This window comes from Pseudomonas sp. FYR_2 (assembly GCF_043106425.1).
Taxonomy (GTDB): Bacteria; Pseudomonadota; Gammaproteobacteria; order Pseudomonadales; family Pseudomonadaceae; genus Aquipseudomonas; species Aquipseudomonas monteilii.
Window position 1 is genome coordinate 24,046 of sequence record NZ_JBICMM010000012.1, and the last position, 15,423, is coordinate 39,468.

General features: G+C 64.1%; 11 protein-coding genes. 5 read left to right on the forward strand and 6 right to left on the reverse strand.

The window, feature by feature from the left end:
• Positions 1 to 8 precede the first annotated feature (8 nt).
• Positions 9 to 797 carry an ABC transporter substrate-binding protein gene (locus ACF8R4_RS02060; RefSeq protein WP_060501026.1) on the forward strand — a complete coding sequence of 263 codons (789 nt, stop codon included), beginning with the start codon at positions 9 to 11 and terminating at the stop codon, positions 795 to 797.
• Positions 798 to 1,015: 218 nt separating this feature from the next.
• Positions 1,016 to 2,908: a DEAD/DEAH box helicase gene (locus ACF8R4_RS02065; protein WP_060501028.1), complete on the forward strand. Its 1,893-nt coding sequence runs from the start codon at positions 1,016 to 1,018 to the stop codon at positions 2,906 to 2,908.
• A 51-nt stretch (positions 2,909 to 2,959) separates the two neighbouring features.
• On the opposite strand, the gene ACF8R4_RS02070 is transcribed toward ACF8R4_RS02065, so the two are convergent.
• From ACF8R4_RS02070 to ACF8R4_RS02080, 3 genes are all read right to left on the reverse strand, one after another.
• Positions 2,960 to 3,538 carry a YceI family protein gene (locus tag ACF8R4_RS02070; protein ID WP_060501030.1) on the reverse strand — a complete coding sequence of 193 codons (579 nt, stop codon included), beginning with the start codon at positions 3,536 to 3,538 and terminating at the stop codon, positions 2,960 to 2,962.
• A 32-nt stretch (positions 3,539 to 3,570) separates the two neighbouring features.
• Positions 3,571 to 4,122: a cytochrome b gene (locus tag ACF8R4_RS02075; RefSeq protein WP_019096619.1), complete on the reverse strand. Its 552-nt coding sequence runs from the start codon at positions 4,120 to 4,122 to the stop codon at positions 3,571 to 3,573.
• 273 nt (positions 4,123 to 4,395) lie between these two features.
• Positions 4,396 to 6,240 carry a flavin monoamine oxidase family protein gene (locus tag ACF8R4_RS02080; RefSeq protein WP_060501032.1) on the reverse strand — a complete coding sequence of 615 codons (1,845 nt, stop codon included), beginning with the start codon at positions 6,238 to 6,240 and terminating at the stop codon, positions 4,396 to 4,398.
• Positions 6,241 to 6,449: 209 nt separating this feature from the next.
• Here ACF8R4_RS02080 and ACF8R4_RS02085 point away from each other — a divergent pair, with 209 nt between their 5' ends.
• The 3 genes from ACF8R4_RS02085 (at position 6,450) to ACF8R4_RS02095 (ending at position 9,277) form a co-directional block, all read left to right on the forward strand.
• The gene (locus ACF8R4_RS02085; protein WP_060501034.1) at positions 6,450 to 6,941 is read left to right on the forward strand and encodes a hypothetical protein; all 492 of its coding nucleotides are present in this window, start codon (positions 6,450 to 6,452) and stop codon (positions 6,939 to 6,941) included.
• 79 nt (positions 6,942 to 7,020) lie between these two features.
• Complete coding sequence (locus ACF8R4_RS02090) at positions 7,021 to 8,427, forward strand: adenosylmethionine--8-amino-7-oxononanoate transaminase (RefSeq protein ID WP_060501036.1); 1,407 nt, start codon at positions 7,021 to 7,023, stop codon at positions 8,425 to 8,427.
• 130 nt (positions 8,428 to 8,557) lie between these two features.
• Complete coding sequence (locus ACF8R4_RS02095; RefSeq protein WP_060501038.1) at positions 8,558 to 9,277, forward strand: 16S rRNA (uracil(1498)-N(3))-methyltransferase; 720 nt, start codon at positions 8,558 to 8,560, stop codon at positions 9,275 to 9,277.
• On the opposite strand, the gene ACF8R4_RS02100 is transcribed toward ACF8R4_RS02095, so the two are convergent.
• The 3 genes from ACF8R4_RS02100 to ACF8R4_RS02110 all read right to left on the reverse strand — a co-directional run bounded on the left by ACF8R4_RS02100 (position 9,278) and on the right by ACF8R4_RS02110 (position 15,417).
• Positions 9,278 to 9,895, reverse strand: coding sequence for a hemolysin III family protein (locus ACF8R4_RS02100; protein ID WP_060501040.1), 618 nt, complete (start codon positions 9,893 to 9,895; stop codon positions 9,278 to 9,280).
• A gap of 106 nt (positions 9,896 to 10,001) precedes the next feature.
• Entirely contained in the window at positions 10,002 to 10,475 is a 474-nt protein-coding gene (locus ACF8R4_RS02105) for a chemotaxis protein CheW (protein WP_060501042.1), read from the reverse strand.
• The gene (locus ACF8R4_RS02110; protein ID WP_156867871.1) at positions 10,468 to 15,417 is read right to left on the reverse strand and encodes an Hpt domain-containing protein; all 4,950 of its coding nucleotides are present in this window, start codon (positions 15,415 to 15,417) and stop codon (positions 10,468 to 10,470) included. The genes ACF8R4_RS02105 and ACF8R4_RS02110 overlap by 8 nt, the downstream gene beginning before the upstream one ends.
• Between the last annotated feature and the right edge of the window lie 6 nt (positions 15,418 to 15,423).

Sequence of the window (15,423 nt, forward strand, 5' to 3'; positions counted from 1 at the left end):
CTCCGGCCATGCCTCTCGTCGCCCGCCTGTTCTGCACCCTGCTGCTCGCCTGCCTGAGCCCGTCGGCCTTGGGCGAGCGTCTGCGCCTGGTGTCCGATGACTGGGCACCCTACATCTACCAGCAGAATGGCCAACCCCACGGCATCGACTACGAAGTCACCACCGAGGTGTTCAAACGCCTCGGCGTCCAGGTGGAATGGCAGTTCCTTCCATGGAAGCGCTGCCTGGCAATGATCGAGCAAGGCCTGGCTGACGGGATTATGGACATCTTCCAGACCGAAGCCCGGCGCCCCTACCTGGTCTATGCCCCCGAGCCCTTGTCGCAAGTCGAATTCGTGTTGTTCCAGGCGCGCGCACGCCGCCACCCTGTGACCGGCCCAGACGACCTCGCGGGCCTCACCATCGGCACCTCGCCCGGCTATGCCTACGGCGCCGCGTTCAACGAGGCTACAGATTTCCGTCGGGAAGCCGCCCCCACCCAGGAAGCCAACTTCGGCAAGCTGCTGCTGGGCCGTATCGACCTGGCAATCACCGATCGCACGGTTGGTCATTACCTGCTCCGGCAACTGGGCCTGGAACAGCAAGTCGAGGCGCTGCCGCTGGTGATCAACCGCCAGGCCCAGTACCTGGGGCTGGTACGCAAACCCGGGCGTGAGGCATTGGCCCAGGCCTTTGCCGAAGCACTGCAGCGCTTCAAACAGGAACCGGCCTTCGCCGCCATCAACCAGCGCTACACCGGCGACATCGGAAACATTCTCAACGCCGTTGAGCAGCAGGAAAGCAGCACAGCGCGTTAGCTCTGTTATACTCGGGCCTTCCCGCCCGGCTCACGCCCGGACGCTCGGCCTCGCAACAGGCATCCCGATCGGCACCGACGCCCCTTCGCGTCCACCCTCCGTTTCCCGGATGTGCAGTGAAAGCCCAGCTGGACCGGACGCGATCGCATCCCGCCGATGCCCGTCGCGCCAGGCAGAACATCCCAACGGGCCCAGCCCACACGAGAACAGGATCGCCCATGTCCTTTGCTTCCCTCGGTCTCTCCGAGGCTCTTGTCCGCGCTATCGAGGCTGCGGGCTATACCCAGCCGACCCCCGTGCAACAGCGGGCCATTCCCGCCGTGTTGCAAGGCCGTGACCTGATGGTTGCCGCACAGACAGGTACTGGTAAAACCGGCGGTTTCGCCCTGCCGATTCTCGAGCGCCTGTTCCCGGCCGGCCACCCCGACAAGTCGCAACGTCACGGCCCGCGCCAGCCACGCGTGCTGGTCCTGACCCCGACCCGCGAACTGGCAGCCCAGGTGCACGACAGCTTCAAGGTGTATGCCCGCGACCTGCCACTGGTCAGCGCCTGCATCTTCGGCGGCGTTGGCATGAACCCGCAGATCCAGGCCATCGCCAAAGGCGTTGACGTGCTGGTTGCCTGCCCGGGCCGCCTGCTCGACCTGGCCGGCCAAGGCAAGGTCGACCTGGCCCACGTGGAAATCCTGGTGCTCGACGAAGCCGACCGCATGCTCGACATGGGCTTCATCCACGACGTCAAGAAAGTACTGGCCCGCCTGCCGGCCAAGCGCCAGAACCTGCTGTTCTCGGCCACCTTCTCCAAGGACATCACCGACCTCGCCGACAAGCTTCTGCATAACCCGGAGCGTATCGAGGTCACCCCGCCGAACACCACGGTCGAGCGTATCGAGCAACGCGTCTACCGCCTGCCTGCCAGCCACAAGCGCGCGCTGCTGGCACACCTGATTACCCTGGGTGCCTGGGAACAGGTGCTGGTGTTCACCCGTACCAAGCACGGCGCCAACCGCCTGGCCGAGTACCTGGAAAAGCACGGCCTGACCGCCGCTGCGATCCACGGCAACAAGAGCCAGAACGCCCGCACCAAGGCGCTGGCCGACTTCAAGGCCAACAGCGTGCGCGTGCTGGTCGCCACCGACATCGCCGCTCGCGGTCTGGACATCGACCAACTGCCTCATGTGGTCAACTTCGAGCTGCCCAATGTCGAGGAAGATTACGTTCACCGCATTGGCCGTACCGGCCGTGCCGGTCGTTCGGGCGAGGCAATTTCCATGGTCGCGCCAGATGAAGAGAAGCTGCTCAAGAGCATCGAACGGGTGACCAAGCAGCGCATCCCGGATGGCGACCTGATGGGCTTTGACGCCAGCCAGGTAGAAGCCGAAAAGCCTGAAGTGCGCGAGCGCCCGCAAAACAACGGACGCGGTGGTCGTAACCAGCAGGCCCGTGGCGAAGGCGGCAAAGACGCCAACGGCGGCCGCAAGGACAAAGGCAAGGATAAAGGCAAGGCCAAGCAGCAGGCTGCGGACAAGCCGGCTGACAAGGAAAAGAGCGGCGACAAGCAACAGCAGCCGCGCAAGCCGCGTGACAAGAAGCCGCGCCAGCAGCAACAGCAGCAGGCCAGCAACAGCAGCGTGCCGAAAGCGCCAGCCGACCGTGACCCAGAAGAGTTCTTGGACGACGATATCGACAACTTCGGTAACCGCGCTGACTACGTCAGCCCCTACCAGGGCAAGAACCAGGGCCGCAACCGCCGCCCAGGTGGTGCCGGTCAGGGCCAGGGCAATGGCCAGCGCAGCAATGCCGGTGGCCAGGGCCAGGCCCGCAGTGGTGGCCAACAGCGCAGTGGCGGCGGCGGCGAAAAACGCCCACCTCGCGCCAACAACGGTGGCGGTGCCCGTCGCGATGGCGGCGGCGCAGGCCGTGGCCGCCCTGCCCGTGACGATGCCGCCCGGCAAGAGCCGGCCGTGCGCAACCCGCGCCAGCCGGAAAAACAGCCGGTGATCATCCGCAAGGAATCCAAGCTCGACCGTTACCCAACGCCTGAGCAGCTGGATGACCTGCCAAGCCGCCCGCGCGGTGAACGCCCAGCCTTGTTGACCCGAAAAGGCTAAGAAACGAAAACGCCGCCCAAAGGGCGGCGTTTTTTATTGCCGAAGCATCACTTACTTCTGCTTCACGCCTTCAACACTGATGTCCAGGTCCAGGGTCTGCGAAGTCGGGCCTGGGCCCTTGATGCCGAAGTCGTTCAGGTTCAGCGTGGTGGTGGCGTTAAAGCCAGCACGCTCGCCGCCCCATGGGTCCTTGCCTTCGCCATTGAAGGTAGCCTTGAAGGTGACCGGCTTGGTCACGCCGTGCATGGTCAGGTCGCCAGTCACGTCAGCCGTCTTGTCGCCAGTCGACTTGACGCTGGTGGAGACGAACTTGGCTTCCGGGTACTTCTTCACGTCGAGGAAATCGGCACTGGCGATGTGCTTGTCACGCTCGGCGTGGTTCGACCACAGGCTGGCGGTTTTCAGGTCGACGTTGATCTTGCTGGCTTCAGGCTTGGCGCTGTCCCAAGTGAAGTTACCGTCGAAGTCCTTGAAGGTACCGTGGATGAAGCTGTAGCCCAGGTGGCTGATTTTCCAGTCAACGAACGCGTGCTGGCCTTCCTTGTCGATCTTGTACTCGGCGGCCATGGCCTGGCCAGCGGAGAGCAGTGCGGTACCGAGCGCCAGAGCGGCAAAAGTCTTTTTCAACATCCTGTTCCTTCCTATGCAATTGAGGTTGAGGGTCAAGCTTTGCGGCCCAGCATGCGGGTCAGGGTCGCATCACGGTCGATGAAATGGTGCTTGAGCGCTGCCAAGGCATGCAGCACGGCAAAAATGACCAGGCCCCAGGCCAGCCACAGGTGAATCACACCCGCCACGTCTGCCTGATCGGGCAAGTCGCTGATCAATGCCGGCACTTCGAACAGGCCGAACACCGGAATGCCGACCCCGTCGGCGGTGGAAATCAGATAACCGGCCGCCATCACCGCAAACAGCCCAAGGTACAGGGCCAGGTGCCCCAGCTTGGCCGCCAGGCGGGTGAAGGCGCCATGGTTGGCCGGCGCCGGAGGTGGCGGGCTGACGAAGCGCCAGACTACGCGCAGCAACATCACCGCCAACAGCACCAGGCCGATGCTCTTGTGCAGGTCCGGGCCGGCTTTGCGCCAAGGGCTGTAATAGTCGAGGCCGACCATCCACAAGCCCAGGCCAAACAGGCCGAAGACTGCCAGCGCCACACCCCAGTGCAAGATGATGCTGACCACGCCGTAGCGAGAAGATGAATTGCGCAGTTGCATGTTGGCGTGTTTCCCCGTGAAAGCTGTACACAGACTAACGCGAAATGTATCGAATAAAAGCGGAAAAAATTGCTTCGGATTATCGAGAAATCCGATAGTTATTCTGTAACCTTCCCATTAAGGAAACATTAACGATAGCCGGAGAGTTCAGGGTTGCCAGTGCCGGCCCTTTCGCGGGTAAACCCGCTCCCACAAGGATCGCGCTGCTCTTGAAAACTATGCCGGACCTGTGGGAGCGGGTTTACCCGCGAAAGGGCCGGCACTGTCGATCAGTCAGCCAGCCTTGGCCTGGGTATTGGCCACAGGTTTCTTGGTCGGTTCGGACTTGGCAGTCGCCTTCTTGGTCTCGGCAGGCTTGTGCGCCGGCGCATGCTTGGCCGGGGCCGCCTTGGTCGCTGCTGGCTTGGCAGCCGCCTCCTTGACCACAGGTGCAGGCGCAACCGGGGCCGGCGCGGCTTGTGGAGCTGGCGCGGGTGCCGGCGCCACTTCCTCAGCCTTGGCGATCGGCTCGGCCTTCACTTGCGGCTTGTCCGCCCCGCCAAACAGGCGCTTGAAGAAGCCCGGTTTGTCCTGCTTGGCCTCTTCGACCTTTTTCGGCTCCTCTTTCACTGGCGCCTTGTCAGCCTTGTCGGACGAACCACCGAACAGATTGGAGAAGAAACCGCCCTTGCTTTCCTTGGCGGCCACCGCACCGGCTGCCGCTGCCGCCGCAACCGGCGCCACTTTGGCCGGGTCGAACGACTTGCCGGCCAACAGGTCCTGCACTTGGCTGGCCGCACGCTGGCCGCTGCGCAGGGCACCTTCCAGGGTGCCAGGGTACAGGGCATCGGTATGCTCACCGGCAAAGGTGATGCGTTGCACCGGGCGCTCCCACAAGCGCCAGTACTTGCTGATCTGCCCCGGGCCATAAGCCAGGTAGGCGCCACCGGTGCCGGCGTCGGTGCTGTAGCGCTTGAGCTCGTAACCGGTAAACGCACCACGGGCCTGTGGGTAGAACGCATGCAGGCGGATCAGCACCTGGTCGACCATCTGCTTGTCGCCAAATGCCTGCAGCAAGCGGGCGTTGTCGCCGGACAGGTTGATCACCACATTGGCGCCGCCCTTGAGCGCAGGCTCGATCCACAGCATGCCGAGGCCGGCGTTACTGAAGATTTCGCCCGACATGCGTGCGCGGCTTTCCCACACCGGCTTCTTGAACTTGAGCATCAGCTGGTCGCGCCAGCCATAGTTGGTGCCCTTCAACGCTGCCAGGTGCTGGTTGTCCAGGCCCGGGGTCATCTGGATCTTGGCCAGGGCGCGCAGCGGCACGGCCATGACCAGGTAATCGGCCTGGTAGCCGACGCTGCCGACTTTTACCGTTACCCCGTCCTTGTCCTGGACGATGGCGGTAACCGGCGAGCTGGTCTTGATGGTTTTCAGCTGTTTGACGAACGCCTGGGCCAGCACCGGGCTGCCACCTGGCAGGCGTGCGGCACGCAGGTCGCGGTCGCTGACGCCACGGTACACGCGGTTCTGCTGGGCGAAGTACAGCAGCGACAGGCGCGACGGCTCATCGTAGCGGGTACGGATCTGCTGGTTGACCAGCTGACGGGCCGTGGCCGGCAGCTGCAACTTGTCGAGCCAGGTAGAGACGTTGATCTGGTCGAGGGCAAACAATGTGCTGGTTGCCTGCGGGTTCAGCGGGTCGTCGATGGAGCGGGCCAGGTCGTCGAGGGTTTTCTCGTAGCGCTTGAGTGCTTCGGCGGTAGCCGGCTGCTTGGTGGCCAGGTCGGTGGCGCTGAAATACTCGCCGTCGATCAGGTAACCGGGGGTACGCACGAACTCCGGCGCCGGCAGTGTTTCAAGCTTGAAACGGTCCAGGTACTGATTAAGCACCGGCTGCGCCTTGGCGTTGCCGATCCATTCACTGGTGGCCAGGCCCGAACGCCCGCCCATGCCCGATTTGGCTTCCAGCAGGGTCACCTGCCAGCCTTTGTTCTGCAGCTCGTAGGCTGCCGTCAGGCCTGCCAGGCCGCCACCCACCACGATTGCCGTAGGCGTCTTGTCCTTTGCCAGCGCGGCGCCGCTGGACACACCAATCAATACCAACGCGCACAGGCGCACCCAAGCAGCAGCCATGTCGGCGAACTCCGAGTCAGAGGTTACAGATACGGGAAGAGGCAGGAATGCCCCGAGAAATGCGTTAAGAATACGTCACCTCCGCCAACCCTGCCAGCGCAGTGACATCAAGTGCTTTTGGCAACTGACATTTTTGCCAGTAGTCATGTCACACGGCCGCAGGCGAAGCTGGCGAAGATGGCCAAAAGCCCCGCCAGGAGGGCATGCGCATGATCTTCGAGGAGCATTTCCAGCACGTCGAACGGCAGTTTCTGTGGCACAAGCAGACGCTTCATATGGCCTCCGGCCTGAGCATCCGCTCGAATAGCACCTCGTGGACCGGCTTTCATGAAGCGTTCAAGGGTGAAGATGGCACCGAGCTGGTGATCGGTGAGCACAGCGATGTGGAAATCGTCTTCGCCCAGGAAGTCGAGTGCCTGCGGCTGGAATACTATGTGGTCAGCGACTTTCTTTGCGACGACCTGCACATGTTGTTCAATACTGAAAGCGTTGACTACGACCTGATTGCCCCGATCCCACGCAACTTCTACTGGCTCACCGTGGAAGGCAGCGGCTTACGCGACTTGCGCCCCGGCCCCATTGCCACGCATCCCTACCATCAGGTGATCGACGGCCCGTTCCGCCGCCTGACCATCTCTACCTCCCAGGCCGGCACCGTACACATCCGGCGCCTCGAATGGACCGGCACTCACCGCCATTGAAAGGCAGCGGTTGTCCTGCCCTGCGGCTTTGCTTAGGCTTACGCGGTCGAACCACGCCGCAAAGCCAGGAGAAGCGCCCATGGGCCTCAATGATCAGTGGATGCAACGTGACCTCAAGGTCCTGTGGCACCCCTGCACCCAGATGAAAGACCACGAGCAGCTGCCGCTGATCCCGATCAAGCGCGGCGAAGGTGTGTGGCTGGAGGACTTCGAAGGCAAGCGCTACCTGGACGCGGTGAGCAGCTGGTGGGTCAACGTGTTCGGCCATGCCAACCCGCGCATCAACCAGCGCATCAAGGACCAGGTCGACCAGCTGGAACATGTGATTCTGGCCGGTTTCAGCCACCAGCCTGTGATCGAGCTGTCCGAGCGCCTGGTGGCCATGACGCCGGCCGGACTCGACCGGGTGTTCTATGCCGACAATGGCTCGTCGTGCATCGAAGTGGCGCTGAAGATGAGCTTCCACTACTGGCAAAACGTCGGCAAGCCAGGCAAGAAGCGCTTCGTTACCCTGACCAACAGCTACCACGGCGAAACCATTGCCGCCATGTCGGTGGGCGATGTGCCGCTGTTCACCGAAACCTACAAGGCGCTGCTGCTGGATACCCTCAAGGTGCCCAGCCCCGACTGCTACCTGCGCCCCGAGGGCATGAGCTGGGAAGAGCACTCGCGCAACATGTTCCATGCCATGGAACAGACCCTGGCCGAGCACCACGCCTCCATCAGCGCCGTGATCGTCGAGCCGCTGATCCAGGGCGCTGGCGGCATGCGCATGTACCACCCGGTGTACCTCAAGCTGCTGCGTGAGGCCTGCGACCGCTACGACGTGCACCTGATCCACGACGAGATCGCCGTGGGCTTTGGCCGCACCGGCACGATGTTCGCGTGTGAACAGGCGGGCATCCGCCCAGACTTCCTGTGCCTGTCCAAGGCCCTGACCGGTGGTTACCTGCCGTTGGCCGCCTGCCTGACTACCGACAAGGTGTACCAGGCGTTCTACGACGACTACCCGACCCTGCGCGCATTCCTGCACTCGCACAGCTACACCGGCAACCCGCTGGCATGTGCTGCAGCGCTGGCCACCCTGGACATCTTTGAGCAGGACAACGTGATCGAGGCCAACAAGGCCTTGGCTACGCGCATGGCCAGCGCCACCGCGCACCTGGCCGATCATGCTCATGTTGCCGAAATTCGCCAGACCGGCATGGCCCTGGCCATCGAGATGGTCAAGGACAAGGCTGGCAAGGTTGCCTACCCTTGGCAGGAGCGGCGTGGCCTGAAGGTGTTCGAGCATGCCCTGACCCGCGGCGCACTGCTGCGCCCTCTGGGCAGCGTGGTGTACTTCCTGCCGCCTTACGTGATCACACCCGAGCAGATCGACTTCCTGGCGGAAGTGGCCAGTGAAGGCATCGACATTGCTACCCGGGAAAGCGTCAGCGTTGCCGTGCCGGCCAACTTCCACCCCGACTTCCGCGACCCGGGCTAGGTCCGGCGGCCAACCACCAAACCCTGTGGGAGCGAGTTCACCCGCGAATGCGATAGTGGATCCAGCATCGCATTCGCGGGTAAACCCGCTCCCACAGGGTCACATGATCCTTTTTCGTTCGAGCTGATCCATGAGACTGTCCCGCTTCTTCATCGACGCCCCCCTGAGCCTTGGCGAGCACGACCTGCCCGAAGCCCAAGCCCACTACATCGGCCGGGTACTGCGCATGGCCCCCGGCGATGCCGTGCAGCTGTTCGACGGCAGCGGCCAGGAATACCTCGGCCAGTTGCTTGAAGTGGGCAAGAAAACCGTACGCGTCAGCCTCGACCGGGCCCTGCCCGGCCAGGCCGACTCGCCACTGCACGTGCACCTCGGCCAGGGCCTCTCCCGTGGCGAGCGTATGGACTGGGCGATCCAGAAGGCCACCGAACTGGGTGCCAACGAGATCACCCCGATCGTCAGCGAACGCTGCGAAGTGCGCCTGAAAGACGAACGCGCCGACAAGCGACTGGCCCACTGGCGCCAGGTGGCGATCAGCGCTTGCGAACAATGCGGCCGGTCGACCTTGCCCGTCATCCACCCACCGATCACGCTGGCCGAATGGCTGAACAGCACCAAAGCCGAGCTGAGACTGGTATTGCACCCGGTGGCCGAGCCGCTCACCAGCCACGAAAAGCCTGCGACCCTGGCCTTCCTGATCGGCCCCGAAGGCGGCCTGAGCGAGGCCGAAGTCGAACAGGCCAAGGCATCCGGCTTCCATGCCGCACGCCTCGGCCCAAGGGTACTGCGTACCGAAACTGCGCCCGTGGTGGCGCTGTCGGTGGCACAGCAACTGTGGGGCGATTTTTAATTAGCGTACGTAGAACGACACCGCCACGAAGTGCATGAGGCTGCCGGCGATCACGAACAAGTGCCAGATGCCGTGCCCGTGGCGCAAGCGGCTGTCCAAGGCGAAGAAGATGATGCCGACGGTGTAGAACACCCCGCCGGCAGCCAGCCAGGCAAAACCGGCAGTGCCCAGCGAGTGGAGCAAGGGATTGACCGCCACCAGCACGATCCAGCCCATCACCGCGTAGATGATGATCGACAGAATCCGCGCCTCGGAGCGCGGTTTGATCTCTTGCAGCATGCCGATCACCGCCAGCCCCCAAACCACGCCAAACAAGCTCCAACCCCAGGGGCCGCGCAGGCTGACCAGGCAGAAGGGTGTGTAGCTTCCGGCGATCAGCAGGTAGATCGACAGGTGATCGAGCTTGCGCATGATCACCTTCGCCCGCCCACGGGTGCTGTGGTACAAGGTGGAGATGCTGTACAGCAACAACAGCGTGCTGCCGTAGATGGAGAAACTGACGATCTTCCAAGGGTCGCCTTGCAGGCCTGCGACCACGATCAGCCAGATGGCACCGATACAGGCCAGGACAGCACCCACCAGGTGGGTCCAGGCGTTGAAGCGTTCACCGTAATACATGCAAACACAGACCTCCCCCAACAGCTGTAAGTTTCAAGCGGCAAGCAGCAAGTGAATCGCGATAGCATTGATGTCATCGCTCTGGCTTGCAACTTTCCGCTGCAGCTTACAGCGCTCCTGGTTGCAGTTCCGCGTCACGCACCAGCCTTTCCAGCCCGGCCAGGTCCGGCACCCGCGCCACTTGCTCCCCCACCTGCACCGCCGCCAGTTCCAGGCGCCCCAGCGCCACATCCACATAATTCAGCTGGCTGTCGAGCTTGCACGAACGCGGAATGTCCTGCAGCAACAGCGCCAAATAACGCAGCCCGGTGTCGCCCAGGGCGTTGAGCACCACAACCCGCGCCCGCTCGCCGCACGGCGTCTCACCACCACACGCCGCTTCGAACCCGATCAGCGGCAGGCGCTGCTGTCGCCAGTCGATCCAGCCCAGGTGCCAGGCCGGCTCACCGCGCTGGCACACCAAATTGCGCTGACCGCTCAACTCGGCCACCGCAACGTTAGGCAACACCAAAGTACGGTCGCCCAAGGGCAGCAACAGCCCGGTCAGGCTGCTGCGCTGCCCGGCAATCAGTTCAAGCATGGGGCTGGCTCCAGTGTGCAATGCTCTGCAGCAACAACGACTCCTGATACGGCTTGCCCAGGTATTCGTTGACGCCGATGGCCATGGCGCGGTCGCGGTGCTTCTGCCCGGTACGCGAGGTGATCATGATGATCGGTAGGTCTTTCAGCCGCGCGTCACGGCGAATGCGGGTGGCCACCTCGAAGCCGTCCATGCGCGGCATCTCGATATCCAGCAGCAACACGTCGGGGCGGTGCTCTTCCAGCAAGGCCATGGCATCGACCCCGTCCTTGGCCGTCAGCACGCTCATGCCGTGGCGTTCCAGCAAGCGGCTGGTGACCTTGCGCACAGTCACCGAGTCGTCCACTACCATCACCAACAATGCGCGGCGCGGCACCGGGCCGAGCAACTGGCGCGGGGTGCCGCCACCGGGCAAACGGGCCAGGCGCCGCTGCTGGCCGCGCAGTTGGCCAAGCAGGTCGAGAATCAGCACGACCCGGCCATCGCCCAGCAGCGTCGCCCCCGACAGCCCGGCAACCGCAGCAAACTGCGGCCCCAGGCTCTTCACCACGATCTCGCGGCTGGGCGACAGGCTATCGGCCTGAATGGCGAACGATTGCTCCTTGGCGTGCACCAGCAGCACCGGCAACGGCACACTCTGCCCCAGCAAGGCGGGGCGCGGCAGGCCTTGCAGCAACTCGCCCAGATAACGCAGCTCATATTCATGGCCGGCATACACATAGCGGGGCGGGTCCAGCTGATAACACGCCGCCAGCTCTGCCGGCGGCACACGGACGATGCCCTCGATGGTATTCAGCGGGATCGCGTACTGCTCTTCGCCCAAATGCACCATCAGCGCACGGTTGATCGATACGGTGAACGGCAGGCGGATCAAGAAGCGTGCGCCCTTGCCCTGGGCCGACTCGATGCTCATCGAGCCCCCCAACTGCTTGACCTCTTCGTGCACCACGTCCATGCCCAGGCCACGCCCCGAAATCTGGGTGATCTTTTCAGCGGTGGAAAAGCCCGGGCGCAGGATGAACTGCAAGATCTCGTGATCGCTCAACTGTGCCTGCGGGTCCAGCAGGCCACGCTTGATCGCCTTGCGCCGCACGGCTTCAAGAGGCACACCGGCACCATCGTCGGTCATTTCGATGACGATATCGGCGCCTTCGTGCAGCAGGTTCAGGTGGATGGTGCCCTGCTCCGGCTTGCCGGCAGCCAGGCGCGCTTCGCGGCTTTCCAGGCCATGGTCCACAGCATTGCGCAGCATGTGCTCCAGCGGCGCCACCATGCGCTCCAGCACGCTGCGGTCAAGTTCGCCTTGGGCGTTGCCGACCACCAGTTCTACCTGCTTGCCCAGCTCGCTGGCCACCTGCCGCACCACGCGCTGCAAGCGCGGCACAAGGCGCTCGAACGGCACCATCAAGGTCGCGGTCAGGCCTTCCTGCAACTGGCTGTTCACCCGCGCCTGCTGCTGCAGCAGGCTGTAAGCCTCCTGGGCACGCTGAGCCAGGGTTTCCTTCAGGTCGAGCAAGTCCGAGGCGGACTCGAACAAGGCCCGCGACAACTGTTGCAACTGTGAATGGCGGTCCATTTCCAGCGGATCGAAATCGTCATAGGCATCGCCTTCGAACTGCTGACGACTGGAGATTCGCCCTTGGGTCTCGATGTCCAGGCGCAGCAGCTGGTCGCGCATGCGCTCAAGGGTGGTCTCCATCTCGTTGAGGGTGAACTGTGCATCGTTGACTTGCTGCTCGATGCGCCCACGAATGATCGAATGCTCACCCGCCAGGTTACCCAGGTCGTCGAGCAACTCGGCATCGACCTTGACCATGTCGCCTGGCGCCCGCTCTGGCGCTGCTGTCGGCACCTCGCTGGCGGCGGCTTCGACCGGCCCTTGGCCGGCAGCACTGTCGGTCAGGGCCGCGCTGCTGAAGTTACGGATATAGTCGATCAGCGCCGTGGCGGCATGCAGTGGCTGCCCCAGGCGCACGGCATCGAGCATGTGCGCCAGGCGGTCGTGGCAGTTCTGCAACAGCGCGAACAAAGGCGCGCTCGGCGGCAAGCGGCCGGCAGCCAGCAGTTCGTACAGAAACTCCAGTTCGTGAGCCAGGTCACCGATGGGGGCAATTTCGACCATGCGCGCCACACCCTTGAGGGTGTGCAGGTCGCGCATCAGGTTGTCTACCTCGACGCTGCTGCGCGGGTCGGCCTGCCAGCGCGCCAGGGCTGCGGCGGCGCTTTCGACGATGTCCGAGCTTTCTTCGAGGAACACTTCCAGCAGCTCTTCGCCTGGGCTTTCAGGCTCCTCAACCAGAGGCTCGGTCATGTCAGGCAGCTGCGGCTGATGGGGCAGCCCCAGGCCCAGGGTATCGGCCACGTCCATGTCCGGGTGCAACGGCGTGACCGTGTCGATGCCCACCAGGCCAGTGGCCTCTGGCGCCAACGCTTGGTCCAGCAGATTGCGCAGGCCGTCGACCGTTTCGGACCGCGGCGCGATGTCCTGCCCGGCCGCCACTTCATCGAGCATGTCCAGCAGGGCTTCCTGGGCGCGCTGGGCGTGGGCGAAGAAGCGCGCATTGGCAGGCAGGCTGCCCTCTTCCACGGCGCCATACAGGTCCAGTAAGGCCTCGCACACCTCATCCATCTGCCACAAGTCGGCCAGGTGCGCGGCGTGGCCGAGGGTGGTCAGCTGGTCGAGCAGGGTGTCCAGCGCATCACGTTGCCCAGGCTGTTGCTGCCAGCGCGACAGCAACGACTCGGCATCGAGCAGGATATCCATCGCCTGGGCCAGGAAACTGGCGACCAACTGCGGGTCGCGCTTGCCGCGCCGGACATGCTGCGGGTCGTCATGCAAGCTGGCCAGGCGCGCGTCTACGGCCTGGCCAACCTGTTCGATCAGCTCCGCAGCACCAGGGATGGCGGCCAACGGCGTGCTGTCGAGTTGCGCCAGGCCCAGGTGGAACAGCGAGCGTGCGGCTTCCAGCCATTCGATCTCGGCCATTTGCAAAGGCAGTTGGTGGCCCTTGTATTCCCGGACCAGGCGGTCGAAGGCGGTGGCCAGCTCTGCGACCGGCATCACCCCGGCCATGGCAGCGCTGCCCTTGAGCGTATGCAGGGCGCGCTGCAGGCCATCGCTGACCGGCGTATCGTGGCCGTCTGCGCCCTGCAGAAACACATCGAGGCTGGCCAGGTGGCCTTGCGCCTCAGTGCGGAAAATATCCAGCAGCAACGGGTCGAGGCCATCGATATCGGCAGCACCCGGTACGTCGTTTTCTGCCAGGGCATGCAGGTGCCCAGCCAACTGTTCGATTTCGGTCAGTTGCGGCAACTGGCCAGCCGCAAAGTCGGCCAGCAAATCGGGTAGGTGGACGAACACTTGCTGCAGGGCCACCACGCCCTCCGGGCTCAGCACGCTACGGCCCTCCAGCACCCGGTTCAGCAGGTGCTCGGCGCCCCAGGCCAGCTCGGCCACCGCTTCGGCATGCACCATGCGACCGCTGCCCTTGAGCGTATGCAGCGCACGGCGTACTTCCCCCAGCGCCTCGCGCTGCTGGTTGTCGGCACGCCAGCGCAGCCAGTGCCGCTCGATCTCCGGCAGCAACTCACCGGCTTCATCGAGAAACACCCCGCGCAGCTCGTCATCAATGCCGTCGCCATTGGCATCCTGGCCTGCACGGGTGTCGGCCTGCGCACAATACACGCCCAGCGCTGCCAGGCTTGCACGGGCCATGTCGATGAACGGCTGGGCATCCGCCAGCGGGTCGGCCACCCGCCATTGCAGGTAGCATTCGGCGGCACTCATGGCTTCACCCAGGTGGGCCAGCTCATCGGCGGGCGGCTCGACATCCAGGTGCTGCAACCAGCGCTGCACATAGCTGACGCAGCCGGCGAACAGCTCGGCTACGGCGGGCAGCATCAACATGGCCAGCGCGCCGCGAATCTGCTGCAGCAGCCCCGGCAATGGTTGCAGACGTTGGCGCGGCCAGTCGGACTCCAGGTAGTCGCCGATCAGGTCCTTGGCCTGCTGCAGTACGTTCAGCGATTCGTTCAGCACCAGCTGACGTATCTCGGCCAAGTCCGAGCCCGGCAGCCCGCCCTGCCCGTTTTCTTCCAGCGGGCCGACCATGCCGTTCAGCGAAGCCTCCACGTACAGCAAGGCGCCCGCCACATCCATCAGTACCGCGTCGTCCACCACGCGCTCGCCCTGGGCCAGGGCCTGCAGCGCCAGCACCTGGTCGATGATGACCCGCCGTGGTTGCTGGAAGCCCAGCACAGCCAGGGTATCGGCCACATGACGCAGCGGCGCCAGCAGGGCATCGAGCTGCTCGCTGTGCTGGCGGTCGCTGCGCACGAACTGGTCCAGGCGCTCCTTGATGCGCATCAGGTCGTCGCACAGTGCGGTCACCACCGAGCGCAGGGCATCGCGGCCCGGCCCGGCCTGCAGTTGTTCACGCCAATTGCCCAGCGACAGGTCAAGGTTGGCCAGGTCGTCAGACCCGGCAAAACGCTGTGCTGCACCGCTGATCAGGCTGGCTTGGGCCAAGGGCTCGATACCTCGGCAGGCACGTAACTGATTGAGCAGCGGCAGCATCACCAAGGGCAGGTCGTGGCGGGCACCGCGCAAGCGCTCAAGGTACGAGGGCAATTGCTCCAGGCCACGAAACAGCGCCCCCAGGCAATCGCCCCGTGGGCTGACCTGGCCGTCGGCCAGCGCCTTGGCGAACAGTTCCAGCTCTTCGGCCAGGCGCGTCGCACCGCGCAGCTCAAGCATGCGCAGGCAACCCTGTACCTGATGCAGGTTGTCGACCACAAAGGCCAGCATCGACAGGTCGCCCGGTTCGCCGGCAAAACGCTCCAGCGCCTGGCGCGCCTGGCCCAGGCAGTCGAGGATGGCAGCCTTGGTCCAGGCCAGCGCTACCGTGTCGTGGCGCTCGGGACTTACAGCAGCAGAAGCCATGGGCAC

Excerpts from the sequence above, each read along its gene's own strand:
- ACF8R4_RS02065 (WP_060501028.1), top strand. The coding sequence starts at position 1,016 with ATGTCCTTTGCTTCCCTCGGTCTCTCCGAGGCTCTTGTCCGCGCTATC.
- ACF8R4_RS02080 (WP_060501032.1), bottom strand. The coding sequence starts at position 6,240 with ATGGCTGCTGCTTGGGTGCGCCTGTGCGCGTTGGTATTGATTGGTGTG.
- ACF8R4_RS02070 (WP_060501030.1), bottom strand. The coding sequence starts at position 3,538 with ATGTTGAAAAAGACTTTTGCCGCTCTGGCGCTCGGTACCGCACTGCTC.
- ACF8R4_RS02075 (WP_019096619.1), bottom strand. The coding sequence starts at position 4,122 with ATGCAACTGCGCAATTCATCTTCTCGCTACGGCGTGGTCAGCATCATC.
- ACF8R4_RS02085 (WP_060501034.1), top strand. The coding sequence starts at position 6,450 with ATGATCTTCGAGGAGCATTTCCAGCACGTCGAACGGCAGTTTCTGTGG.
- ACF8R4_RS02105 (WP_060501042.1), bottom strand. The coding sequence starts at position 10,475 with ATGCTTGAACTGATTGCCGGGCAGCGCAGCAGCCTGACCGGGCTGTTG.
- ACF8R4_RS02100 (WP_060501040.1), bottom strand. The coding sequence starts at position 9,895 with ATGTATTACGGTGAACGCTTCAACGCCTGGACCCACCTGGTGGGTGCT.
- ACF8R4_RS02110 (WP_156867871.1), bottom strand. The coding sequence starts at position 15,417 with ATGGCTTCTGCTGCTGTAAGTCCCGAGCGCCACGACACGGTAGCGCTG.
- ACF8R4_RS02060 (WP_060501026.1), top strand. The coding sequence starts at position 9 with ATGCCTCTCGTCGCCCGCCTGTTCTGCACCCTGCTGCTCGCCTGCCTG.
- ACF8R4_RS02095 (WP_060501038.1), top strand. The coding sequence starts at position 8,558 with ATGAGACTGTCCCGCTTCTTCATCGACGCCCCCCTGAGCCTTGGCGAG.
- ACF8R4_RS02090 (WP_060501036.1), top strand. The coding sequence starts at position 7,021 with ATGGGCCTCAATGATCAGTGGATGCAACGTGACCTCAAGGTCCTGTGG.